Origin of the sequence: Hymenobacter gelipurpurascens (assembly GCF_900187375.1) — a bacterium.
Classification (GTDB): domain Bacteria; phylum Bacteroidota; class Bacteroidia; order Cytophagales; family Hymenobacteraceae; genus Hymenobacter; species Hymenobacter gelipurpurascens.
Genome location: NZ_FYEW01000002.1, coordinates 392,981 through 417,433 on the forward strand (window position 1 = coordinate 392,981; position 24,453 = coordinate 417,433).

Sequence of the window (24,453 nt, forward strand, 5' to 3'; positions counted from 1 at the left end):
GTTATTCGGCAGTGGGGGCTGCGTGCTCTTGTCCGGTGCCGGTGGTTCCGGCTACCTGCTTTCGGCCGGCACTCAGCAGTTGCTGGCGGTTTTGCTCTTCGTAGCTGATTTTGCGGAGTTCATCTTCCACCGATTCAAACTCGGTGCGTAGGTTGGCGATAGTGGCCTCCAGCACCAGGCGCTTGCGGGCCAGCTCCCGGTCTTTGCGCTCCAGCTCCTGCTGAATTGCCAAGGCCTGAGCCTGCTCCTGCAGCTGTTGCGTGAGGCGGCTGGCGCCCGTGACAATGCCTTCGGGACCAATCACGACATCTAGCAGCTGAATGCCGTGGTTCGTAACGATAAACTCACGCACTTGGTTGGAGTGGGCCATACCGCGCGCCTTCAGAATACTGATGCCGCGGTTTCGCTCTCCAATCCCCTCCAGGTCGCGCACACTTATCCAAGTATCCACCAGCGACGAAACGCCTTCCTCGGTCATCTCCTGCTGAATGTTGCGGCCACTGATCAGGGAGGTGAACACGGCCGTGATGTTATTTACCTTCAGAAAGTCTATCAGGCGGGTGAGCATGTTGCGGACCTCCGCAATGTTGCCCACCGTGATGAGGTTGCTGATGGGGTCGATTACTACCGCATCGGGCTTATGTACACTGATGAGCTTATGGATGGTTACCAAGTGCTTTTCCAGGCCATTGAGCGTAGGCCGCGACGCTTCAATCTGGAGCAGGCCTTGATCTAGCCACGGATTGAGGTCCATGCCTACGGAGGCCATGTTGCGCACCAGTTGCTGCGGCGACTCCTCGAAGGCGAAGAACAGACAGCGCCCCCCTTTCTGGCAGATTTCGTTGGCAAACGCTGCCCCAAGTGTGGTTTTGGCCGTGCCTGCGGTGCCCGTTATAAGCACGCTGCTGCCCCGGTAGAAGCCCTTGAGCCCAAACATTTCATCGAGGGCGGGCACCCCCGTAGAAACTAGCTCGTCGGAAACCTCGTGGGCCAGCTTGAGAGACGTAACGGGCACCACGGAAATGCCTTCCTGCGTAATGAGGTAGGGGTATTCGTTGGTGCCGTGGGTGCTGCCGCGGTACTTTACAATGCGCAGCCGGCGGGTCGTGATTTGGTCAATCACACGGTTATCCAGCAGAATCACGCAGTCCGATACATATTCTTCCAGCCCCTGGCGCGTAAGGGTGCCGTCGCCGCGCTCCGCCGTGATGATGGTGGTCACGCCTTTATCCTTCAGCCAACGGAACAGGCGCCGGATTTCGGAACGCAGGATAGCCTGGTTGGGAAAGCCCGAGAATAGTGCCTCAATAGTATCCAGTACCACGCGCTTAGCTCCAATGGAGTCAATAGCGTAGCCCAGCCGGATGAACAAGCCTTCGAGGTCGTACTCGCCGGTTTCTTCAATCTCAGAGCGGTCGATGTGCACGTGGTCGAGGCGGAGCTTGCCGGCTTCCTGCAGGCCTAGCAGATCGAAGCCCAGGGACGTGACGTTGGCGGCCAGCTCTTCGGCGGTTTCCTCGAAGGCCATCAGCACACCCGGCTCATCGAACTCCGTGATGCCGCGCACCAGAAACTCCACCCCCATAAGCGTTTTGCCGCAGCCCGCGCTGCCACACACCAACGTAGGGCGTCCTAGTGGCAGGCCGCCTTCCGTAATTTCATCTAGCCCATCAATACCCGTCAGGGCTTTGGGCAACCGGGGAAGGCTGATAGCGGAAGAAGGATTGTTCTTAAGCATGCAAGGAAACCGTATCGGATAATGAAAGCTTGGCCTAGGCCACTATGCCGCAGAGCCGCGCAGTGGGGCACTAGAGCGACCCAAATAATCTATTCAGGGAAAAGCGCCTACACAGGCCTACACTTGGTGCAGACCGTTCAGCTTACGTTAGAATCTCACTTTCAGGCTAAACCATTCCGGCAAGCCGAAGCGGGGCAGCAAAAGCTGGAGCCGGCATCTGGCCTACTTGTGTATCAAGTGTACCTGTAGGCCAGCAACGTAGAAGAGCAGAAAGTAAAAGTACCGGATTCCTGCATAGTGTTACGTACGCAACACCTATCAGGCGGCCTACAGATGAGCTTACACACATCAATAAATCGTTTTCACCGTCAGCGGCTTTGCTACGTATCGGCTAGGCCACTGCTATGTAAAGCCAGCCAAGCTATTTTATGCCTCCTCGCGTTTTTGGTCACATCAGCTATTACTTACCCGGCGACGTGTTCAACCACCGCATAGCCCTGAGTCGGGCCGGGGTGCATAGGCCTACACGGGCGGGCATCAGCGGTTCCGCTGCGGAAGGCGCCGATTCCATTGTACTGGCCGATCAGTATGAAGACGACGTGTTTGAGGAAGATTATTTGATGTATGCCGGCCACGGCGGCCGCGACCGTGAAACCGGCCATCAGGTAACCGACCAGGAGCTGAGCCCGAAAAATCAGGCCCTTCTGAAAAGCCAAGCTACGGGCTTGCCGGTGCGCGTGGTGCGTAAAGTAGCCCACGAAGGCAACTTGGTGTACCGTTACGAAGGCTTATATCAGGTGGTAGGCGCTACTTTTGAGGCCGGAAAGTCTGGGTTCAAGGTCTGGAAGTTCCGGCTCGTTCCCTTTCCTGTGGCTCCCGCGTAGTGGCGCGGAGTAGCCTAGTGTCTATTTTTCTTACTCTGCATGTACTCCTCCGACGAAGCCCAGGCCTACGCTGACCAGCACACCACGCCCGAAAGCCCGCTGCTAGCCCGCCTCAACCGCGAAACGCATGTGCAGCTGCTTCATGCGCGCATGCTTTCCGGCCACGCCCAGGGCCGCCTGCTGAGCATGCTGAGCCACATGGTTCGGCCGCGCCGGGTGCTGGAGCTGGGTACCTTCACGGGGTACTCGGCATTGTGTCTGGCGGAGGGCTTAGCGGAAAGTGGCCTAATGCACACCGTGGAGCAAAACCCCGAGCTGGAAACCCGCATTCGGCGCTACATCCGGGAGGCGGGTCATGAAGACCGGATTCGGCTGCATATTGGGGATGCCCGCGCCGTAGTGAGTGGCCTACAGGAAACCTGGGACCTGGTATTTATTGATGCCGATAAAATCAACAACGACACCTACTACGAGCTGGTGCTGCCGCACGTGCGGCCCGGTGGCTTCCTGCTGATTGACAACGTGCTGTGGGGTGACAAAGTCCTGCCCTCCTACCCCATCAAGCCTTCGGACAAAGACACTCACGCCGTGCGCGCTTTCAACGACAAGGTGCAGGCCGATGCCCGCGTGGAAAACGTGTTTCTGCCCCTGCGCGACGGATTGCTGCTGGTGCGCAAGCTATAGGCCTACGCCTTCTACAGCGCCGTATATTCATTATACACTATCTATTATTTCAGATATTTTAGGGAGCCGGGTAAACGTCGGGCTGCATTTTGCGTCTATTCCGGCTAATGGTCTATTCTGTCAGCTTCATGCCTATACGTTTTCTATTTTTCATTGCGCTATTGTGGGCGAGCCTGGGAGCCGCTCAGGCCCAATCATCGGTGAGCGGGCGCGTGCTTGACGGCACGGACCAGTCGCCGCTGATTGGGGCCAACGTGCTGGTGCGCGGCCTCTCCGCCGACTCGGTAAAAAGCGGTGCCGCCGCTGATGCCGAGGGGAATTTCAGCGTGACTGGCCTACCGGCCGGCCGCTACGAGCTCACGGTTTCTTTCCTGGGCTACCAGACCTTGCAGCGCCAGCTTACACTGGCCGGCCAGCCTGTAGCCCTGGGCAACCTGACCATGGCCCCGGGCGGCGTGACCCTGAAGGGCGTGGAAGTGGTGGGCAAAGCCGCGGCGGCCGTGCAGAAAGGCGACACCGCTCAGTTTAACGCTGGCTCCTACAAAACCAACCCCGACGCCAACGCCCAGGACCTTATCACCAAAATGCCCGGCGTGGTAGTAGACCCCACCACCGGCAAGGTGCAGGCCCAGGGCGAGCAGGTGCAGCGCGTATTGGTAGACGGGAAAGAGTTTTTCGGCAACGACCCCGATGCTGTGCTCAAGAATATTCCGGCCGAGGTAATTGATAAGATTCAGGTGTATGACCGCGCCTCCGATCAGGCTCAGTTTACGGGCTTCGACGATGGCAACCAGCAGAAAACCATCAATATCATCACGAAGCCCCAGTTCCGCAACGGCCAGTTTGGGCGGGTACTGGCTGGCTACGGCCCCCAGGACGACCGGTACCGCCTCAGCGGCAACCTCAACCAGTTTAAGGGCAAGCAGCGCCTCTCGGTGGTGGCGCAAAGCAACAACGTGAACGAGCAGAACTTCGGAACCGAGGATTTGCTAGGCGTAGTGGGCACTTCGCGCCAGGGCGGCGGTGGCCAGGGCCAGCGAGGCGGCGGTGGCCGGGCCGGCGGCGGTGGTAACCAGGGCGGCGGCGGCGGCAATGCCGGCGACTTTCTGGTGGGCAAACAGGGCGGTATCTCTAAAACTCACGCCATCGGTCTGAACTACTCCGACACCTGGGGCACCAAAACCGACGTGCAGGGCAGCTACTTCTTCAACCTAAGCGACAATACGGCCCGCACCAACTTGCTGCGCAACTACGTGGCACAAGGTGGCTCTCCGCAGGATTTGCGCTACACGGAGAACTCCCTGAATACGAGCCGCAACATCAACAACCGCTTCAATCTGCGCCTCGACCACAAGTTTGACTCGTTGAACTCTGTTCTGTGGCGGCCGAGCCTTTCGGTGCAGCGCAACACCGGAAACAGCACCTTGGATGGCCGCACCTTTGAGGCGCTGGCGCTTGAAAATCAGGAAAACACCTTGGGCGGCAACACCAGCAGCTACCGTTCGGCCCTCACGGGCATCACGGCCGGCAACCAGCTGCTCTACCGCCACCGCTTTCAGAAGCGCGGACGCACGGCATCGGTAGGCCTCAACACTACCTATAATAACAAGGACGGCGACAATAACCTGCTGTCTTCAACCTCCTCAGTAGATACTACGGGGGCTACGCAAACCGCGCTACTAAACCAATTTTCGGAGCTGACGCAGAAGGGCTGGGCCTGGAACGGCAACCTGAACTATACGGAGCCGCTAGGCCAGTATAGCCAGCTGCAGGCGGAATATCGGGTGTCGTACACGCCTAATAGCTCCGATAAAAGAACCTACAACTTCTCGCCGGGCGAGCAGCGGTATTCCATCCTCAACGATACACTCAGCAGCGTGTTCGACAGCCGCTACCTGACCAACTCCGGTGGCCTGAGCTACCGCTTCCAGAACAAAGACGTGCAGTGGATGGTAGGCGCTACGGTGCAATACGCCCAGCTCCACAGCGACCAGGAGTTTCCGCGGGCGTCTCTGACGGAGCGCAACTTCCTGAACGTGCTGCCCAACGCCATGGTGCGCTACAATTTCTCGAAGCAGCAAAACCTGCGCGTGAACTATCAGATGCGCACCAACTCCCCCAACATCAGCCAACTGCAGGAGGTAGTGAACAATGCCAACCCGCTGCAGTTGACCACCGGCAACCCCAACCTCCGACAGGAAAACCAGCACAACCTGAACTTCCGCTACTCCTCTGCGGTGCCGGAGAAATCCACATCCTTCTTTGCCCTGATTGGCGGCTCTTACACCAATAACTACATCACCAACAGCACCATCTATGCCGCTGGCGGCCCGATTACGCTGGATGGCATTGTGATTCCGGCGGGCGGCCAGCTCACGCGACCCGTCAACTTGGATCAGCAGTATTCGGTGCGCTCGTTCATGAACTACAGCCTGCCACTGGCCTTTATCAAATCAAACCTGAACCTGAACGCCAACGCCACTTACTCCCAGACACCAGGCTTGGTGTTCAATGAGTTGAACTACAGCCGCACGCCCAGCGCGGGTTTGGGCGTGGTGCTTAGCAGTAACATCAGTCCGGAGCTGGATTTCACTATTTCCTCCAACTCCAGCCAGAGCTACGTGCGCAACAGCCTCTCTACGCAGGTAAACCGCCAATACTTCCGCCAGAGCACGGCCCTGCGCCTCAACTGGATTGTGCTGAAGGGCATCACGATTCAGTCGGATGTCAGCCACCAGCTCTACACTGGCCTAGGCGCGGGCTACAATCAGAACTTTGTGCTCTGGAATGCCTCTGTGGGCAAAAAGCTGGGTGCCAAGCAGCAGGCTGAGGTGAAACTCTACGCCTACGACCTGTTGAAACAGAACAACAACATTACGCCCACCACCAATGCAGCGTACTTCGAAACCACCCAAACCAATATTCTGCAGCGGTATCTGATGCTGATGTTTACCTACAACATCCGCAACTTCGGGGGCGCCGGCAACGATGCCCTGCCCACTGACGGACAGCGCCAGCGCCCTGACGGGCCACGCCGTGGTGGCTTTGGCGCGCCGGGCGGCATGGGCACCCCTCCCGGTGGCGGCATGTAGGCCACTGCCCACGCCCTATCGCCTCCCTTTTCTAAACCAGAAGCGCCCGCAACAGCCCTGTTGCGGGCGCTTCTGGTTTTGAGTTGTTTCCTGACCTGGGTTGCGAAGGTGAAGGCACTGGCTTAGGCGCCCAACCCGCAAGTAGTATTCTGCCATTCTTTTGGACTTGCTACAGGAAGGGCACTATTCACTTAATTTTTCCCCTACTTTGTAAGCATAGCGGCCCGCGAAGCAAATACTCGGGACCCTAAATGTTGCTTGCCCTTCATGAAACGACTTGTACTCTTCCTGTGTGGACTGCTGCCCTGGCTGGCAGCCGCGCAGTCTGTTCCCGTTCCCACGAACCTCGATGTAGCAGGTCTGCACCTGCGTTTTACGCCAGCCGGCCGCACCGCTGTGCAGCAGAAAGTAGATGCGCTACGCCGCCACCCGGCATCGTTCCAGGCCCGCGTGGCCCTCGCCGATGCCTATTTCCCGCTGATTGACCGCGTATTTCAGCAAGAAGGCCTCCCGCTCGATTTTCACTTTCTGGCCTTGCAGGAGAGTGGCCTACAGGGCGATGCCCAGAGCATACATGATGCCGTAGGCTACTGGCAGTTTAAGCGGGAGTCGGCGGTTGATTTTGGGCTGGTAATGAACGACGCCGTAGATGAGCGCAAGCACCTGACGGCCTCCTCGAAAGCAGCGGCGCAATACCTGCTGCGCAACAACAAGACCTTCCACAATTGGATCAACTCGCTGCTGAGCTACAACCTGGGCCTCACGGGCACCAAGCCCTACACCCTGCCCACGGATTATGATGCCACGAACATCGAGATTACCGAGCAGACCAACGCTTATATTCTCACGTTTCTGGCCCACAAACTGGCCTACGAACCGGCTATTGGCCTGAACACCAAGCCTCCGCTGATGCTGCAGGAGTTTCCGGCCCCCGCCGGCCGGCCCCTCTCCGTGATGGCGCAGGCCATGCAGCAAGACCCCAACGAGCTGGCGAAATACAACCGCTGGCTCCTGGCCCCTACCGTACCCACCGACCGCGTGTACACCATGCTGGTCCCGATTACGGACCCACTGCAACTCACGGCTCTGGCCTCTCAGCAGAAAACCGCCGCCTCAGGTGAGTTGCTCAATGCGCCCCAGCCCGACCCCGAGAATGTGGATTTTGTGCGGGTGAATGGCCTACGCGCCCTCATTGCTCTGCCCGGCGACACCAAGGAAATCCTGGCTAAGCGTGGCAAGCTGAAGATGCGCAAGTTCATGCAGTTTAATGACCTGTTTGCCTTCGACAACATTGTAACCGGCCAGCCCTATTTCGTGCAGAAGAAGCGCGACAAGGCTGCCGTGGAATACCATGTAGCCCGCCCCGGCGAGAGTGTAGCCACGGTTTCGCAGAAGTACGGCATCCGGGCAAAAGCCATCTGGAGCAAGAACCGCATGCCCCGCAACGAGGAACTGCGCGCCGGCCGGGTGCTATGGCTGCAGCACACACGCCCCAAAAACGTACCCGTAGAATATGCCGATGGCAATAATGCCCCGGCCCTGGCCGCCTTCGAGCGCCCTTCTACAACACCAGCACCAACCTCTACCAAACCAGCTAAGGCCCGCCGCACGGATGATGAGCCGGAACCCTACAAAGGACGCACCGCCGGTGCCACCCGCGTTCTGGAAGACGCCACCGAAGAGCAAACCGAGCCAGCCAGCACGAGCACTACAGTCGTGCAGCCCGATAGTGCCACCGACGAGCACACCGAAAACCTCAACGACCTGCCACCGGCTCCCACCCAGCCCACTAAGCCAGCCGCTTCGGCTGGCACCTACGCCGGCCAGCCGGCCGCCACGCGCCCGGCCGCTCCTACGCCTAAAAAGCCACTTCCAGCGGCGGCTCCCATTGCCGATGAACCTCGGGAAGATGATACGGTTTCGGAACCTACCACCGCACCCGCTACCAGCAACACAGCGCCGGCCACTAAGCCAGCGCCAGTATCTGCCGCAGCACCTGTCGCAACTCCAGTAGTGCCAGTACCTACAGTGGTGCAGCCGGTGCCGGCGAGTGGCCTACACACAGTAGAGCCCAAAGAGAATCTGTATTCAGTAGCCCGCCGCTTCAACCTGCGGCCGGCCGATATCGTGCTCTGGAACAACCTGCCGCAAAACCCGGCTTTGCGCATTGGGCAGATACTGCGCGTGGCGGCGCCAGCAGATATGGCCATGCCCGCCACGCCTGCTGCTCAGCCGAGTGCCAAACCACAAGCAGCGCAACCTGTTCCGGCAGCCACCCAAACCATTCGCCACACCGTGCAGAAAGGCGAGACGCTCTACAGCATTTCGCGGCGCTATGGTGTTACGCCGGCCCAGCTTCAGGAGTGGAACAGCAAAGCAGATGGTGGTGTCCGGATTGGGGAAGTGCTCCTCGTGACCCCTACGAAACAGCCCTAGGCCACTTCTTTTAAGTTTCCTGCCTCACCTGAAAGCTTACAGGTAAGGCATATGCATGACTTTTCATTGTCATTATACTTTTCCTTACTGATTACACTTTACCGCTTTTTTCGAATGCGTTTTTCTTTTACTCTCTCGCTGTTGGCCGGTTTGCTGCTGGGCTCTTTGTCGTTGCGGGCGCAGCAGGTGGTTCCCGCACCACTATCCGAAGATTCTGTTCGGGTAATGTCTGGTTTGGTGCAAAGCAGTGTCAGGCAGTTGCGCAGCATCTATTTCGAGCCCAACGATGCGCATGCCGTCGAGCTGATCAACACGGCGCTGCAAGACATTCCGGCACTTAACCAGCGCCTGAGCCACTACACGGCCAGCCTTCCACAGGAGCAGCAAGCCGCCCTGGCCCAGCGCCTCCGCCAGCAACCCTGGCAAGTAGAGCTCCGCACGTTATTGCGGAGCCCCCAGTTTCGCGGTTTCGATGCCCGCGCCGCTAAAAACCCAGCTCTCCAGGAAGCCTCTACCCGCTTAAAAGCCACTGGGTTTGTGGGCAGCCCGAAGGCCGTAGCAGCAGCGGCAACAACGGCCCGGTCGGCCACCAGCCCCGCCCCTACCATAAGCCAGGCAGCCGCCTCGCCTAAACCAGCGGCAGCTCCAGCCATGGCAGTGAGCCCAACGCCTCAAACAAAGCACACCGTGCAAAAGGGCGAAACGCTCTATAGCATAGCCCAGCATTACGGCATTACACCGGCCCAGCTCCAGGCCCTGAATGATAAGGCTAGTGGTGATGTGAAGGCTGGTGAAGTATTGGTGGTTGAGGCCACCAAATAGGCCTAGGCCACTTCCTTACAACAAAGGCTACCCGTACGGGTAGCCTTTTTGCTTTCTGTCAAGTAGAACCATCACGTCTGGTCAGGCGCGAGCTTACCACGCCGACATTCCCTGGCTTGTTCTGATAATAGTGGCCTACCGCTACTTCCAAAAGCTGGGCCGTACGTTCGTGCCGCGCTTCCGGCAGTCCACACACTCAGCCACACTGTAGAGGTAATAGCGCTCGGGGTTGCGGGGATCCTGCTGCAGATCTTCAATCGGAATGTGCTGTCCGTCGGCAAAAAACTGGATTACATCGGCTGGGGTAGGCCGTGGGTTCGGATAGATACCGTGGGGGCGCAGCATGGTATCGACGCCGCACCTTTCATAGCCGGTTTCCGCTACCCAGTCTTTCGGCAGCTCGCTGCGGTCAATAAAAATCCGCTTCTCCGTTATCGACTGAGCCCCTATGAAACCCACTACAACCTCAGAGGCATCTGTTAGACTATGTACATTACCGCTCAGCTGAGAAGGCAGCGGATCAAAAAGGGTCCCAAGGGTTTCGGTGTTCTTGCTGAGCGCATCCCAATATGCGTACTCTTCCTGCGAAAGCGCGTACTGCTTTGCCCGGATGCTATACTTGTAGCGCAGCTTGGTAGAAGTAAACGGCAGCAAAGTCAGGGGAGATTCCGATACCACTGCCTGCTCCAGCTTCTGTGTTGTACTGACACGAATTCTCGTTGAGTTTTCAGACGTCCAACAGTGATAGATATCTTCCAGCGGGTCTCGCTCTACAATTTTCCCGTTTTCATATTTGAAAGTGGACGTATAAGCCGAGGTAAACTCCCAAGTTTCATCATATGACCAGCGGTAGTAGCGCAACTGATCATTGGCATCGTGTGTGCTCACGTACAGCTGTAGGCCTAAGCTTGTTGGCCGCCACGTGATAGAGTCAATAGGCGGGGTATACTTTGCGCTGGTATAATCCGAGACGTACTCGCGGCCACCAGCGGTGGTGAAGTGCAGCCGTACGGGCTTTCCCTCGGGTAGCACCAAGGAAGCGGAAGTATAAGTGCCGGCCGGGCTTTCTGTCAGCAGGTATTGCCGCCCGCTCTCCTCTTCAATAAAGGCCCGCGCTTTGCCTTCCACCAGAGCCTGGCCATTCTGCGCTAGGCCAGTAGTGCGCGACAACCGAATAGTACTAATACCTTGCGCGTTGATGGCACCATCCACTACCAAAAAATTGGGTATGCCCTTCGTTACTTTCGGCTCAAATGTTTCGATACAGCTCGTTGTTAGCAGAAAAAATACCACCAACCAACTGCACGGTTTAGCACTACAAAAAGACATATTCATATCAATTGAAACCCATTATTTTTCAAGACAATAACAACATAAAGTAGCCTAGCGCTACTTCCAGAAGCTGGGCCGCACATTGGTGCCGCGCTTGCGGCAGTCTACACAATCAGGCGAGGAAAACAGGTAATAATTTCTATTATTCGGGTCGCCGGATATCTTAAATACATCCACCGGAAACGGCGCTCCACCTTGGAAAAACTCCAATACCTGTGCTTCCGTCGGTGGGGGCGGAATTGCCGGAGCACTTGGCCTAGGAATAGTATCGAGCAGACAGGTTTCGTAGCCCGTGGCAAATTTCCAGCTCGCAGGCAGCTCGGTTTTGGCGATAAAGATGCGCTTTTCCGTTACGGATTGTGCCCCTACAAACCCTATCACCTGCTCGGCCGGATCTAGCACGGCATGTACGTTGCCCGTGAGCTGGGTGGGCAGCGGATCGAAGAGTGTACCGATGTTCTCTGTGTTCTTGCGCAACGACTCCCAATACTGGTACTCTTCCGGCGAGAGGGCGTACTGCTTAACCAGAATACTGTATTTGTATCGCAGCTTCACGGAGTTCTGCGGCAGCAGGGCTAGTGGCTGTTGCGCCACCACATCCTGGCCTAGCTTTACCGTAGTACCCACCTTTATGGCGCTGGGCTGCTCCGTGCCCCAGCAGTGAAAAATATCCTCCTGACGCGGCAGAAACACCCCATTCCGGAACTCCAGCACCGATTGGTAAGCGGAGGTAAACTGCCACGTCTCATCGTAAGTCCAGCGGTAATAGCGTGCCTGCTGCGTTTCGTCGTGGGCATTCACGTAAATCTGCAGCCCTTGCGTGGTTGGCCGCCAGGTAATGGAATCGATAGGTGGCGTGGCCTTGGCACTGGTGAAGTCGGATACGTACTCTCGGCCGCCGGCCGTGGAGAAGCGGAGGCGTACCTGTTTACCAGCCGGCAGCGCCAGCACAGCCGATTTATATATTCCACTCACGCCTTCCGTCAGGGCATACTGCCGCCCGCCTTCTTCCTCAATAAACACCCGCGCTTTGCCCTCTACCGGAGCTTGGGAATTTTGTACTAGGCCAGCAGTGCGCGACAGCCGAATCGTGGTAATACCCTGCGTGTTAATGGCGCCATCCACCACCAGAAAGCTGCTGGAGCTGCTGGTAACTTTTGGCTCAAACGCCTCGACACAACCCGTCATCAGGAGCAACAACGCCACCCACCAACTGCATTGCTTAGCGCTCGTGAAAATCATATTCATATCAGTAGGAGCCACCTAGTAGCATTCAAGTCAACAACACAAAAGAGTGGCCTAGGCCTATCGCCAGAAGCTGGGGCGCACATTGGTGCCGCGCCGACGGCAATCCACACACTCAGCGGTAGAGTACAGGTAATTGACCGTACTTGTGCCAGGGCGCACATATTCATCAATTGGTATATCTACCCCAGCCTTGAAGAAGTCTATCTTTTGCTGCTGGGTAAGCGGAACCGCAGCCCCGCCACCTGTGAAGGGGCGTTCCATAGTGTCTGGCACGATGCAGTTTTCGTAGCCCGTGATATAGGTCCAGTCGTGGGGCAGTCTGGCTTCGTCGATGAAGATGCGCTTTTCCGTTACCGACTGTGCCCCTACAAACCCAATCACGACCTCCGATTTATTGGCCAAGTTGTGCACGTTGCCCACCGTTTGGGTGGGCAGTGGGTCGAAAAGGGTGCCGATGTTCTCCGTGTTCTTACGCAGAGCCTCCCAATACTGGTACTCTTCCAGCGTCTGAGCGTACTGTTTTACCAGGATGCTATACTTGTAGCGCAGCTTTGTAGAGTTTGGCGGTAGAAGCGTTATGGGTTGCTGCGACACCACATCCTGGCCTAGCTTCGTAGTAGTCCCCAACTTGATGGCCGTGGATACGGCACTGGACCAACAGTGGTAGATATCCTCACTGGCAGTGCGGTACACCATATTTCCCCGATCGTATTTGATAACCGATAGAAAGCCCGAGGTAAATTCCCACGTCTCATCGTAGGTCCAGCGGTAGTAGCGTGACTGCTGCGTGTCATCATGCGCATTCACATAGATCTGTACCCCCTCCTGCCGGGCCCTCCACGTCACCGAATCAATAGCCGGTGTCGTCTTGACGGGGGTAAAGTCGGAGGCATACTCTCGTCCTCCTACCGTAGTAAAATGCAAGCGTACTGCCTTTCCGGCGGGCAACGTAAGGGCCGCCGAAGTGTAGGTACCCACCGGACCTTCCAAGAGAGGATATTGCTTACCCGCTTCTTCTTCAATAAACACACGGGCTTTTCCTTCAATCGGCACCTTGGCATTTTGGGCTAGGCCAGTGGTGCGCGAAAGCCGGATAACCGTCATACCCTGGCTATTAATAGCGCCATCTACTACCAGATAATCCGTCGATTTGTCGGTTACCTTGGGCTCAAAGGGCTCGATGCAGCCACTCACGCAAAAGAAGAGGAGTAGAAAAGAATACCGGCGTAACCATACGACCATATGAATGGAGCTGAATCAGTAATAAAATATAGAATGGCTAAATATACGCAGCTGTTCTGCTTACTTGGCGATTAGCTCACTAGGCCTAGGAAAAATACTCGGCCCCATTATTTTATTAGCCCAGTAGTAGGTGGCTAAGCTCTTATACAAGGCTTCTATCTGATTAAGCAAAAAGCACCGCTTTTACAACTTTCCTTTCCCGCCCAGCGGCGGTAACTTTACTGTTCGCAACGCGCCCTAACGGCGCGAAGCCCGCCTGCCATGCCCGTTTTCTCGCACCTTCACTCCCACACCCAATATTCCCTTCTTGATGGCCAGGCCAGCATTGGCGCCCTCATGAAAAAGGCCCAGGCTGATGGGATGCCGGCCGTAGCTCTCACCGACCACGGCAATATGTTCGGGGCGTTCAACTTTGTGGCCGAGGCCAACAAGTACAACGTGAAGCCGATTGTGGGCTGCGAGTTCTACATGGTGGCCGACCGCCACAAAAAGGCCTTTAGCCGCGAGAAAGGCGAGCGGGATAAGCGCTACCACCAGCTTCTGCTGGCCAAAGACCAGGATGGCTACCACAACCTGAGCAAGCTCTGCTCCATGAGCTTCATTGAGGGCGTGTATAGTAAGTTTCCGCGCATCGATAAGGAGATTCTGCTCAAGTACCACAAGGGCCTGATTGCTACCTCCTGCTGTATTGGCGCCGAGATTCCGCAGGCCATTCTGTTTGAGAGCGAGGCCAAGGCGGAGGAGCTGCTGAAGTGGTGGCTGGATGTGTTCGAGGACGATTACTACATCGAGATTCAGCGGCATGGCCTGATGAACTTCGATGGCACCGGCAAGAGCCAGGAAGACGTAAACCAAGTACTGCTAGGCCTGGCCAAAAAGTACAATGTGAAGGTCATCTGCACCAACGACTCGCACTACGTAGATCAGACGGACTTTGCGCCGCACGATATTCTGCTCTGCGTGAATACGGGTGAGGAGCACAGCATCCCAGTCGGCGACTTCCAGACCCAGTATTTCCGCCTGATTTCCCAGGACAGCAAGGTTCACTACGACCACCTCGATAACCTGCGCCCGCTGGCCAGCCAGGATGCCACCATCCGCCGCCAGCTGCAGCGCATTGACGAGGAAGCCCAGTCGCCTAAGCCGCGGGCGCGCTTCGGCTTCGCCAACGACCAGTTCTATTTCAAGACGCAGGCCGAGATGAACCTGTTGTTCTCCGATGTGCCGGAAAGCGTGGACAACACCAACGAAATTGTGGATAAGATCACGCCGCCCAAGCTGCAGCGTGATATTCTGCTCCCCAACTTCCCTCTTCCTCCCGAGCACCCAACCGCTGACGCCTTCCTGCGCCACCTTACCTATAAAGGCGCTTTTGAAGGCCCCAAGCGGCGCTATTCCGACCGTACTCCCGAGATTGAGGAGCGCCTGGATTACGAGCTGCGCGTGATTGAGACGATGGGCTTTGCGGGCTACTTCCTCATCACCCAGGACTTCATCAACCATGGCCGCAGCATTGGTGTGGCCGTAGGCCCCGGCCGGGGCTCGGCGGCAGGCTCGGCAGTGGCCTACTGCATTGGCATCACTAACATCGACCCGATTAAGTACTCGCTCCTATTCGAGCGTTTTCTGAATCCGGAGCGGGTATCCATGCCCGATATTGATATTGACTTCGACGACGTGAACCGTCAGCGAGTCATTGATTATGTGGTAGATAAGTATGGCAAAACTCAGGTAGCCCAGATTATCACCTTCGGTACCATGGCCGCCAAGTCCAGCATCAAGGACGTGTCGCGGGCCATGGATTTGCCGCTGCCGGTGGCCAACGACTTGGTAAAGATGGTGCCGGACCAGGTGGGCACTACGCTGGCCAAGGCCTTTGCCGAGAACCAGGAGCTGGACATGATTCGGCGCGACGACGCGCCCGACAACCTGCGCGGCCAGATTCTGCGCCTCGCCGAGAAGCTCGAAGGCTCAGTACGCAACACCGGTATCCACGCGGCCGGCGTTATTATCGCTCCCGACGACATCACAAAGTACATTCCGGTTTCTACGTCCAAAGACTCGGACCTGCTCATCACGCAGTTTGATGGCAAGGTGATTGAGTCGGCAGGGATGCTGAAGATGGACTTTCTGGGGCTCAAAACCCTGACCATCATCGTCGATGCCATCAACCTGATTGAGCGCAACCACGGCGTTAAAATTGACATCGACGAGATTCCGATTGACGACCAGAAAACCTACGAGCTCTACCAGCGCGGCGACACCATCGGCACGTTCCAGTTTGAATCGGAGGGCATGCGCATGTACCTCAAGGACCTCAAGCCCACCAACATTGAGGACCTGATTGCCATGAACGCCCTGTACCGGCCGGGCCCGATGCAGTTCATCCCGAACTTCATCAACCGCAAGCACGGCCGCGAAACGGTGGACTACCCGCACGAGCTGCTGGAACCTATCCTGAACTACTCCCAGGGCATTATGGTGTACCAGGAGCAGATCATGCAGACGGCTCAGATTCTGGCCGGCTACTCCCTCGGCGGCGCCGACTTGCTGCGCCGGGCCATGGGTAAGAAGGACATGAAGAAGATGGCCCTGGAGCGGGAGAAATTCTGCGAAGGCGCCGAGAAGCTGCACGGCATCAAGGCCAAGAAAGCCAACGAGGTATTCGACGTGATGGAGAAGTTTGCGGCTTATGGCTTCAACCGCTCCCACTCCGCCGCCTACTCCGTAGTGGCCTACCAGACCGGCTACCTCAAGGCCCATTACCCGGCGGAGTACATGGCTGCCGTGCTGACCAACAACATGGGCGACATCAAGAAGGTGACGTTCTTTATTGAGGAGGCCCGCAAGCAGGGCGTAGCCGTGCTCGGCCCCGACGTGAACGAATCCATCCTGAAGTTCAACGTGAACACACAAGGCCAGATTCGTTTCGGGATGGCCGCCGTGAAGGGTGCCGGCGAGGCCGCCGTGGAAGAGATTGTGCAGGAACGCGACAAAAACGGGCCGTACGCCGATATTTTCGACTTCTCGCGCCGCGTAAACCTGCGGGCCGTGAACAAGAAAACCTTCGAGAGCATGGCCCAGGCCGGCGCCTTCGATTCGTTCGAGCGCTACCACCGCCGCCAGTACATCGAGGCACCCACCGGCGACCAAAACGTCATCGAGAAGGCCATGAAGGTGGGCCAGCAGCATCAGGCTGCCAAGGAGTCGGCCCAGCAGAGCCTCTTTGGTGGTGGCGGCGACATGATGGCCATTCCGATGCCTAAGATCCAGGACATGGAACTATGGAGCCCTACGGAGAAGCTGCGCCGCGAAAAGGAAGTAGTAGGCTTCTATCTTTCCGGTCACCCACTCGATGACTTCAAGCTGGAAATCGACTCGTACTGCACCTGTGGCCTAGACAAGGTGGAGAACTACAAAAACCGCGACGTAACCGTGGCTGGCTTGATTTCGAACGTGCTGTTCAAGACCACCAAAACGGGCCAGCCCTTCGTGAGCTTCAATATTGAAGACTACGAAAGCAGCCTAAACCTGGCGCTGTTCCGCGACGACTACACGAAATTCTCCAGCATCATCAACCCACGGAACTACGACAAGGAGCAGGTGCCACCCATGTTTATCCGCGGCAAATATGCCCAGCGCTTCCGCGACTCTGACCAGTTCGAGTTCAAGATCATGACCATGGAGCCGCTGTTCAACGTGGCCGAGAAGCTCGCCAACGGCGTGCGGGTGCAGCTGGACCTACGCACTATCACGGAGCCCTTCATGGACCGCTTTATGGAAGCCGTGGAAGGCTGCGCGGGCTCGAAGAAGCTTGAAATCAAGTTTGCCGAGCCTCACGAGCACCTAGCCGTGGACACGTATTCTCGGCGCTACCGCATCGAGCCAAAGGAATTTATCCGGAAGATGCGCGAGATGGAAATTGACGCCTGTCAATTGATTTAATAGAGTACCGAGAGCTTAAACGCCGCTGATTTCAACGATAGGTTTCGTTGGAATCAGCGGCTTGCTTTGTCGGCTATACACACCTTTACTTCCTACATGAATAAACAGCTATCTAAGCAGTATCAGGTTTTTCTACTTGCCTTCGTGTTTCTAGGCCTATATGCCCTTCCAGGGCAGGCGCAGCAGTATTATTTGAGTTTAGAGAAGCAGCACATCAACTTACCCAACCGCACATATTATGTGGGAAAGGTAGTTGATGGCCGCCCCGGCAAGCCTACTATTGGCCTTGTATACAGAGGTCTAGACAACCGCCCGGCCGCCGTGCTATTCCGTGATGGCCTAGAGACGGAGCTAACCTCTTTTCTGCAAAAGCAACTTCCAGCTCGTTCTACTGACCAAGCTATAGTGCTCTGCCTGCGTCAGCTCCGGATAAGTGAAGTTCTTAACGGGTTTACGGAAGAAGCCAGCGCTGATTTAGCCGCGGACGTGTACGCTCATCTGCCCGATGGCTACCACTTTGTGCAAAGTGTGGCGGCCCGCACCTCCGAACGGGCCCTCGAAACTACTTACCGCCACGATAACCAAGTGGCACAGCTTCTACAGCAATGTCTTGAACAACTTCAGTCGGCATCTTGGCAGGAAGCCACCGCTAGGCCACCTCTCACACTAGCCCAACTTACAAAGAATGCCACCCTTGTAACTACCACAAGCACTGGCATCTCATCAACACCTGCCATTATTCGCGAAGCCCCACGCAGAGGCATTTATTACAGCTTTGCACAGTTTCTCGCCAACCAGGCAGATGCCACGCATTCTATCTTACTTGATACAATACATGTAGGCCTTGCCGGACCAACGGCCCGAGAGCAATGGCAGGGCGTTGCCAGGATTCGCCCACAAATTGTAGAAGCAGAGAAACGGCGCTCGGTTCCGAAGGACATTTGGGGCTTTTCTGACGGTCAGCAAGTTTACGTGCAATATCAAGGGCGCTATTTTCCCTTGGTGCGTCAGCGCAACTTCTTCACATTCGTTGGAGAAGCTCAGCCTGACCTGGAATATATGCGCGCCCGCTCCCAGGCTCAAATGCGAACCGGAGTTATTGGGGTAGCTACCGTGCGAGAGCAGAACCACACCGATGAGCCAACCGGCTATGCCGTGGATATGCGCACAGGCCACCTCGCCCCCTACCCTGACCCTATGCGCCCATATCCAGCTAAAACCGATACGGCCTATGTATATGTGTACCGCACGGCCGACAGCTTGGCGGAGCCGGTGCCCGTGTTTTTGGGAGACAGGCAGGTAGGCCAGCTTCGCTCAAATGAGTATCTAGAAATTCCGTGGCCTTACTATGCCCGGGTAATGCGCTTGGGTGTACAGACGGCTGGCAAGCAGGCGGCGCAACTCCTGATACCGAATACTAGCCAGCTTAATTACGTACGTATCATGACGAATACGGCAACTTCTCTGCGCCCGAGTATCCAACTGGTGCGGCCAGAGCAGGGAGAAAAAGAGCTTGATGCCATTGATAAGCTTAGCCCCTTGAAAGCCAAGTAACTAGCTAACACAAAGAAGCCTAGCAAATTGGCACGCTAGCCAAACCACACTGTTCTGCTACACTTGGTATTAACACTCTATTGGCCGACGGAACTGCCACTCTGGCCGAATGAACTTTCTGGCTCGTGGCTTGTTGAATCGCAATCTGCTACCTTGCGGCCCGGTTGACCGTAAACAGCATACACATTCCATTAAACCCCCTACTGTTATGGGACATAAAGCCATCGAAATTACCGATGCTAACTTCGACCAGATCATCAACTCCGATAAGCCCGTGCTCGTGGATTTCTGGGCCGAATGGTGTGGCCCGTGCCGCATGGTAGGCCCGGTAGTAGAAGAGCTGGCCGGCGAATATGAAGGTAAAGCCATCATTGGCAAAGTCGACGTAGACTCCAATCCGCAGACCTCGGCTAAGTTCGGCATCCGCAGCATCCCGACGCTGCTCGTGTTCAAGAACGGCCAGATTGTAGATAAGCAGGTAGGTGCTGTTCCGAAGCACGTACTGGCTCAGAAACTGGATGCGCAAGTAACCACTGCGTAATCAAGACTGCTCACTGAGCGTAACAGCCCCGCCCTCCTTAAGGAGAGCGGGGCTGTTGCTTTACTGGCCTACCTGGAGTGGCTTAAGGCTCGTCGTCGGGGTTGCTGGCGCGGGCTTCGGTGGGCGAGGCCTTGCCGGGGGGCTTGATGCCGCCGAACAGCGTGAAGTTGGGCGCAAAGTGTATCGGCATTGTGAAGGTCATGGCGGTGGGTAGGTTGTACTCCCGGCCCGGCTCAAACGTGGGCAGGCTGGCTACCACCCGCCGCGCTTCCTGGTCGACATCGGGCGAGAGGCCCCGTACTACCTGCACCTGGCCTACACGTCCGTTCTCGTCTACAGTGTAGCTTACCTGCACCGTGCCCGTGATGCCTTTGCGGCGGGAGTTTTTGGGGTAAGCGGTATTCCGGGCTACGTAGGCCAGTAGCGCTTCCTGGCCGCCCGGAAACTGAGGCAGCTGCCGGGCCTGCACTTTGCCCATATAAGGAGAGCCATCCTCATTGAAAAAGGCCAATGCCAGCGGTTTCCCCTGGCGGTCAGGCAACTCAATGGCGCTTAGCTGGCCCGTATCGTAATAGTAATGCCATTCACCTACTGATCGGCCGGCGTTGTAGCGGCCCTCAGAGCGTTTTTGCCCGTTGCGGTGCACACTAATCCAACGGCCTACGCGCTGCCCATCATTGTATTCCCCGCGCTGACTGACTTTGCCATCCTCGTACCAGCCTACGTAGAGGCCATTCGCTTCATTGTTTCGATAATGCACTTGCCCGGCCTTGGCGCCAGCCGGGTGGTACCAGGTGAGCAGCCCATTTTTAACGGGCGGCTCGATGGAGGTGAGTGTACCGCGCAGCAGCAGCGTGCCGTTCAGGGCATATTCGCGCATGGCATAAGTACCCAGCAGCTCGTTTTTCCGTTCTATCAGGCGGTAGTGTGTGGCGCTGTCCGGCACCGTTGCCTCGTCATGGTCGTTGAGGTAGACTGCGGGCAGGGTTTGGGCAGCGGCCCAGAACGGAAGGCAGGTCAACACGAGCAACGCACTATAACGAGCTTTCATAGGTTCTGGGCTTAGCCGCATGCAGCGGGTTCCACGAAATATACCTACTTCCCTCCCTCGTCCCAAACCCTATTGCGCTAAGGCTTGAAAAGTACTATATTTCCTGAATCTCAGTCAATTACTCGCCTCATTCCCCTCTCTTTCAGACCCTCCCATGAGAAAGCTCCTTCCCCTTTTATTCCTGCTAAGCCTATTAATGGCTAGCATCTCGCAGGCTCAAACGGCTCCTGCCCGCACTTCTAGCGCTACTGTAACCAAGTCAAGCGCCCAGAAAACAACAGCCAAGTCTACTGCAACCGTCAAAACGAAGTCAGATGGCACCCCGGACCGGCGTTACAAGGAGAACAAGATGACGACGACCTCTAAAACCACCGGGCCAAAGAAAGCGGACGGAACCGCCGATATGCGCTATAAGGCCAATAAGACCACTGCCACCAAAACTACGGTTACGCACCGCTAGCAGCAGCGCGTAGCTCAACGTGGAAAGGCCGTTTCCCACAAGAAACGGCCTTTCCACGTTGAGCTACGCGCTGCTGCTTTACAGCAATTGGATAGGCCGATTGAAGGCTTCTTCCAGCGAAATCAGGGTTTCCGTGCGCTCAATACCTTCAATGAGCTGGATCTGGCCGTGCAACACATCCCGCAAATGGTTGGTATCGCGGCAGATAATGCGAGCGAAAATGCCGTAAGCTCCGGTGGTGAAGTCAATGCTGACCACTTCTGGAATCTGGCGCAAGGCAGTTACCACGCCTTCATACACGGAACTTTTCTGCAGGTAAATCCCCAGGAAGGCCCGCACACCATAGCCCAGCTTCTGGTAATCAATTTTAAGAGTAGCTCCCTGTACGATGCCTAGTTCTTCTAAGCGCGCCATGCGCACGTGCACTGTACCGCCCGATACATGCACTTTGCGCGCAATTTCGGTGTAAGGCATTTTGGCATCATCAATGAGAAGCGCCAGGATGTTGCGGTCGGTGTCGTCAAGTTCGTAATTACGAGCCATTTTTCAGTATTTTGATTGAAAATATTTCAATCCTGAGATTATAATATTAAAAACAATGTAAATTTTCCCTCAAATGTCTGAAATTATTTTATAATATTAACCAACAACCTACATTTGTCATAATCCAATGCGAACGGCAGAGGAGCAGAATCCTACACTGTAGAATGATGAAACTGGCAGACATACCCTCCTCTCTCGGGGGTGGAGATTCGGGAAAAACTGGTCCGGCGGCCGGCTAACTACTCCGTGGAGGTTCGAATCCTTCTTCTACAGCTTTTTCTTCTTTGGGTGGATTATCGTGAGGAGGGAAAAACGGGACGTATCTGGGTGGGTGCGTTCCTAACGTGAGAGGCGGCATCTGGGTGGGTGCCGCCTTTTGTTGTTTCTATCAGGACAGTTTCTACTTCGCAACGATTTGCAAATCGGGTGCAAAGAACGCCATTTTTGCGGCCCTTTGCCTTATCATCATAAAAAATCCCGCTAGGCCAGTAAAGAGGCTTAGCGGGATTTTTGGCTTTTGTAGCACAACAGCAAAGCTACAGACATTGCGTCTCATTTGGCCACCGGGAGTGGCCTAGAGCTACTTAATTGCTCTAGGCCACTCCCGGTGGCAGCAAAGCCTTATTGCTGAGCTACGGACTGGTTTTGCTGCTTGTAGCGAGCCACCCCGGCATCCAGGAACTCTATGAATTTGTTGACATCGGACTCGTAGGCAACTGCGGAGGCCAGGGCAACGGGTTTCTCCAGCGTGCTGCTGGGGTCCAGGAGGGTGTAGTAGGGCTGAGCGTTCATGTTGAAGCGGCTGATCTGGAAATCCAGGTTTTGCTCACCTAAGGTCTTTTTCACGCGCTGGTCGCGGGTGGAGGTGTACCATTGGCTGGCGGGCAGCTCCGTCTTGTCATCGGCATAAAGGGCCACTATCACGAAGTTTTCCTGCAGGCGCTTCAGCACTCGGGGGTCGCTCCAGACGGTGGCTTCCATCACGCGGCAGTTGCCGCAATTGTGCCCTGTGAAGTCAACAAATACGGGTTTGTTTTGCTGACGGGCGCAGGCCAGCGCTTCCTGGAGCGTGAAATAACCGCTTAGGTTATGGGGCAGCTCCAGCTCATCGGCAAAGCGGGGGTTGGTGCACAGCGTAGAAGCCGTCGAAACGGCCGGTGCTCCATTGGCATTCAGCCAGGCATAATCCTGGCGAGTAGCGGGTGGTGCCAGCGCCGAAAGGCCGTTGAGCGGCGCCCCAAACAGGCCGGGCACCATATACAGCATAAAGGAAAACGCCACCGCCGACATCAGCAGGCGCGGCACACTTACGTGCGTGGTTTCGCTGTCGTGGGAAAGGCGGAACTTACCGAGCAGATACAGGCCTAGCAGGCCCGCCAGCACAATCCAGATGGCCAGGAAAATGGGGCGCGGCAGCAGCCCCCAGTGGTACGACAAATCAGCGGAGCTCAGGAACTTGAAGGCCATGCCCAACTCTACAAAACCCAGCACCACTTTCAACGTGTTCAGCCAGCCGCCCGAGCGGGGCATCGACTTCAGCCAGGTAGGGAACAGAGCAAACAGCACGAAGGGCAAAGCAAACGCGGTAGAGAAGGCCAGCATGCCCAGCGTAGGGCGCAGCAACTCCCCGTTGGCGGCAGCAATAGCTACCGAGCCAACGATAGGTACCGTGCAGGAAAACGACACCAGCACGAGCGTAGCGGCCATAAAGAACAGACCCGACCAGCCACCTTTGTCGGCCTGGGCATCTACTTTGTTCACTAAGCCACTCGGTGCGTTGATTTCAAACAACCCTAGGAACGACATCCCGAAGATGATGAAGATGACGAACGACAGCAGATTCGGGAGCCAGTGTGAGCTGATGAGGTTAGCGGCATCGGCCCCGAAAAGCAAGCTGAGCACTACTCCTACTCCCGTGTAAATGCTGATAATGGAAAGGCCATACACCAAGGCCTTACTGATGGCCTCGCCGCGGCTGCGGCTGTTGTTGGTGAAGTACGACACCGTCATGGGGAGCATGGGGTACACGCACGGCATCAGCACAGCCACTAGGCCAGCTCCAAAGGCCAGCAGCAGGTATTTCCAGAGGCTGATGGCCGTACCGGCCGCCTGGTTGCTTTGCACAGCCACAGCTGCCGTGCCAACCGCTGCGGAAGTGGCCGGCGCCACCACAGTGGCCTCGGCGGAGGTTGCGGCTGTTGCAGTAGTAGCGGTATCAGGCGTAGCTAGCGGCTCTGCTGAAGCCACTGGCGTAGTAGCTGGGGAAGACGAGGAGGCTGTTGCGGCTGGAGCAGTGGCAGGCGCGGCCCCTAGGCCAGTACCCGAGGCCGGGTTGGCCGCTGGAGCAGCTGCGGTGCCGGTTACTTGCAGTGGCCCGAAGCTGAGCGTTTCGTTGCCGGGAATGCAGCGGCCATCTACATCCGTGCAGCTCTGGTATTCTACATCGGCCTTGATGGTGAGGGCACCGGGCTGTAGCACCCGAATGCGCTGCTTAATGAGGCCGGTTTTTTCGAAATACGTGACGTCGCCTTTGAACACCTCATCGAAATGCTTTTGCGCACCTACTGATTTGGGCTTGCCCACCAACTCGTATGCGGGGCTTTTGGTGAACGTGAAGCTAAATACCGTAGGGCCCAGGTCGGGGTCGAAGTCGGTGGCGTAGAGGTGCCACGTGTTCTGAATCGTGGCATTCACGATGAGGTCGGTTTCCTCGCCCACCTTCAGGGCGGTCTTACCGACGGCAACACTAAGCTTGGTGGGCGTGAGCACCTGGCCTACCGAACGCAGCGCACCGGAGAGCACCAGCAAAGGAACCAGGAAAAGAATTTTTAAATATTGCATGAGACAGAGAAGAATCTGGACAAGGAAGGCAGCAAGCTGA

Annotated in this window: 16 protein-coding genes; 9 read left to right on the forward strand and 7 right to left on the reverse strand. The window is 56.5% G+C overall.

The genetic code is table 11. From position 1 onward, the window contains the following. Nucleotide 1 precedes the first annotated feature (1 nt). Nucleotides 2-1,738, reverse strand: a complete 1,737-nt coding sequence (gene kaiC, locus CFT68_RS13430) for a circadian clock protein KaiC (RefSeq protein WP_088844069.1) — start codon at nt 1,736-1,738, stop codon at nt 2-4. 428 nt (nt 1,739-2,166) lie between these two features. On the opposite strand from kaiC, the gene CFT68_RS13435 reads away from it, so the two are divergent. The 5 genes from CFT68_RS13435 (at nt 2,167) to CFT68_RS13455 (ending at nt 9,656) form a co-directional block, all read left to right on the forward strand. Beyond that, nucleotides 2,167-2,622, forward strand: a complete 456-nt coding sequence (locus CFT68_RS13435) for a YDG/SRA domain-containing protein (protein ID WP_088844070.1) — start codon at nt 2,167-2,169, stop codon at nt 2,620-2,622. Nucleotides 2,623-2,661: 39 nt separating this feature from the next. Further along, on the forward strand, nt 2,662-3,306 hold the full coding sequence (locus CFT68_RS13440; protein ID WP_088844071.1) for an O-methyltransferase: 645 nt from the start codon (nt 2,662-2,664) through the stop codon (nt 3,304-3,306). 128 nt (nt 3,307-3,434) lie between these two features. Then, on the forward strand, nt 3,435-6,398 hold the full coding sequence (locus CFT68_RS13445) for a TonB-dependent receptor (protein ID WP_170934799.1): 2,964 nt from the start codon (nt 3,435-3,437) through the stop codon (nt 6,396-6,398). 267 nt (nt 6,399-6,665) lie between these two features. Then, nucleotides 6,666-8,834: a LysM peptidoglycan-binding domain-containing protein gene (locus CFT68_RS13450; RefSeq protein ID WP_088844073.1), complete on the forward strand. Its 2,169-nt coding sequence runs from the start codon at nt 6,666-6,668 to the stop codon at nt 8,832-8,834. 114 nt (nt 8,835-8,948) lie between these two features. Continuing rightward, nucleotides 8,949-9,656, forward strand: a complete 708-nt coding sequence (locus CFT68_RS13455) for a LysM peptidoglycan-binding domain-containing protein (protein WP_170934800.1) — start codon at nt 8,949-8,951, stop codon at nt 9,654-9,656. 141 nt (nt 9,657-9,797) lie between these two features. Here the strand turns inward: CFT68_RS13455 and CFT68_RS13460 are convergent, their stop codons facing one another. The 3 genes from CFT68_RS13460 to CFT68_RS13470 all read right to left on the reverse strand — a co-directional run bounded on the left by CFT68_RS13460 (nt 9,798) and on the right by CFT68_RS13470 (nt 13,478). Then, nucleotides 9,798-10,985 (reverse strand): DUF4249 domain-containing protein, encoded by a 1,188-nt coding sequence (locus CFT68_RS13460; protein ID WP_170934801.1) that lies wholly within the window; start codon nt 10,983-10,985, stop codon nt 9,798-9,800. Nucleotides 10,986-11,045: 60 nt separating this feature from the next. Further along, a complete protein-coding gene (locus CFT68_RS13465) occupies nt 11,046-12,230 on the reverse strand; it encodes a DUF4249 domain-containing protein (protein WP_170934802.1) in 1,185 nt (394 codons plus the stop codon). 63 nt (nt 12,231-12,293) lie between these two features. Next, on the reverse strand, nt 12,294-13,478 hold the full coding sequence (locus CFT68_RS13470) for a DUF4249 domain-containing protein (protein WP_088844077.1): 1,185 nt from the start codon (nt 13,476-13,478) through the stop codon (nt 12,294-12,296). A gap of 261 nt (nt 13,479-13,739) precedes the next feature. On the opposite strand from CFT68_RS13470, the gene dnaE reads away from it, so the two are divergent. The 3 genes from dnaE (at nt 13,740) to trxA (ending at nt 19,518) form a co-directional block, all read left to right on the forward strand. Then, the gene (dnaE, locus tag CFT68_RS13475; RefSeq protein WP_088844078.1) at nt 13,740-17,423 is read left to right on the forward strand and encodes a DNA polymerase III subunit alpha; all 3,684 of its coding nucleotides are present in this window, start codon (nt 13,740-13,742) and stop codon (nt 17,421-17,423) included. A 96-nt stretch (nt 17,424-17,519) separates the two neighbouring features. Then, entirely contained in the window at nt 17,520-18,977 is a 1,458-nt protein-coding gene (locus tag CFT68_RS13480; protein ID WP_088844079.1) for a hypothetical protein, read from the forward strand. Between the two features lie 208 nt (nt 18,978-19,185). After that, nucleotides 19,186-19,518, forward strand: a complete 333-nt coding sequence (gene trxA / locus CFT68_RS13485; protein WP_088844080.1) for a thioredoxin — start codon at nt 19,186-19,188, stop codon at nt 19,516-19,518. Nucleotides 19,519-19,600: 82 nt separating this feature from the next. Here trxA and CFT68_RS13490 read toward each other — a convergent pair whose 3' ends face one another. Further along, nucleotides 19,601-20,569, reverse strand: coding sequence for an energy transducer TonB (locus tag CFT68_RS13490; protein ID WP_170934803.1), 969 nt, complete (start codon nt 20,567-20,569; stop codon nt 19,601-19,603). Between the two features lie 154 nt (nt 20,570-20,723). On the opposite strand from CFT68_RS13490, the gene CFT68_RS13495 reads away from it, so the two are divergent. Then, on the forward strand, nt 20,724-21,029 hold the full coding sequence (locus CFT68_RS13495; protein WP_088844082.1) for a hypothetical protein: 306 nt from the start codon (nt 20,724-20,726) through the stop codon (nt 21,027-21,029). Nucleotides 21,030-21,107: 78 nt separating this feature from the next. On the opposite strand, the gene CFT68_RS13500 is transcribed toward CFT68_RS13495, so the two are convergent. Together CFT68_RS13500 and CFT68_RS13505 are read right to left on the reverse strand one after the other, a co-directional pair. Continuing rightward, nucleotides 21,108-21,572, reverse strand: coding sequence for an AsnC family transcriptional regulator (locus CFT68_RS13500; protein ID WP_088844083.1), 465 nt, complete (start codon nt 21,570-21,572; stop codon nt 21,108-21,110). Nucleotides 21,573-22,193: 621 nt separating this feature from the next. Further along, on the reverse strand, nt 22,194-24,413 hold the full coding sequence (locus CFT68_RS13505; RefSeq protein WP_088844084.1) for a protein-disulfide reductase DsbD family protein: 2,220 nt from the start codon (nt 24,411-24,413) through the stop codon (nt 22,194-22,196). Between the last annotated feature and the right edge of the window lie 40 nt (nt 24,414-24,453).

Bases quoted from the DNA above. Each gene is read 5' to 3' on its own strand.
- kaiC (WP_088844069.1), bottom strand. From the start codon at position 1,738: ATGCTTAAGAACAATCCTTCTTCCGCTATCAGCCTTCCCCGGTTGCCC.
- CFT68_RS13435 (WP_088844070.1), top strand. From the start codon at position 2,167: ATGCCTCCTCGCGTTTTTGGTCACATCAGCTATTACTTACCCGGCGAC.
- CFT68_RS13440 (WP_088844071.1), top strand. From the start codon at position 2,662: ATGTACTCCTCCGACGAAGCCCAGGCCTACGCTGACCAGCACACCACG.
- CFT68_RS13445 (WP_170934799.1), top strand. From the start codon at position 3,435: ATGCCTATACGTTTTCTATTTTTCATTGCGCTATTGTGGGCGAGCCTG.
- CFT68_RS13450 (WP_088844073.1), top strand. From the start codon at position 6,666: ATGAAACGACTTGTACTCTTCCTGTGTGGACTGCTGCCCTGGCTGGCA.
- CFT68_RS13455 (WP_170934800.1), top strand. From the start codon at position 8,949: ATGCGTTTTTCTTTTACTCTCTCGCTGTTGGCCGGTTTGCTGCTGGGC.
- CFT68_RS13460 (WP_170934801.1), bottom strand. From the start codon at position 10,985: ATGTCTTTTTGTAGTGCTAAACCGTGCAGTTGGTTGGTGGTATTTTTT.
- CFT68_RS13465 (WP_170934802.1), bottom strand. From the start codon at position 12,230: ATGATTTTCACGAGCGCTAAGCAATGCAGTTGGTGGGTGGCGTTGTTG.
- CFT68_RS13470 (WP_088844077.1), bottom strand. From the start codon at position 13,478: ATGGTCGTATGGTTACGCCGGTATTCTTTTCTACTCCTCTTCTTTTGC.
- dnaE (WP_088844078.1), top strand. From the start codon at position 13,740: ATGCCCGTTTTCTCGCACCTTCACTCCCACACCCAATATTCCCTTCTT.
- CFT68_RS13480 (WP_088844079.1), top strand. From the start codon at position 17,520: ATGAATAAACAGCTATCTAAGCAGTATCAGGTTTTTCTACTTGCCTTC.
- trxA (WP_088844080.1), top strand. From the start codon at position 19,186: ATGGGACATAAAGCCATCGAAATTACCGATGCTAACTTCGACCAGATC.
- CFT68_RS13490 (WP_170934803.1), bottom strand. From the start codon at position 20,569: ATGAAAGCTCGTTATAGTGCGTTGCTCGTGTTGACCTGCCTTCCGTTC.
- CFT68_RS13495 (WP_088844082.1), top strand. From the start codon at position 20,724: ATGAGAAAGCTCCTTCCCCTTTTATTCCTGCTAAGCCTATTAATGGCT.
- CFT68_RS13500 (WP_088844083.1), bottom strand. From the start codon at position 21,572: ATGGCTCGTAATTACGAACTTGACGACACCGACCGCAACATCCTGGCG.
- CFT68_RS13505 (WP_088844084.1), bottom strand. From the start codon at position 24,413: ATGCAATATTTAAAAATTCTTTTCCTGGTTCCTTTGCTGGTGCTCTCC.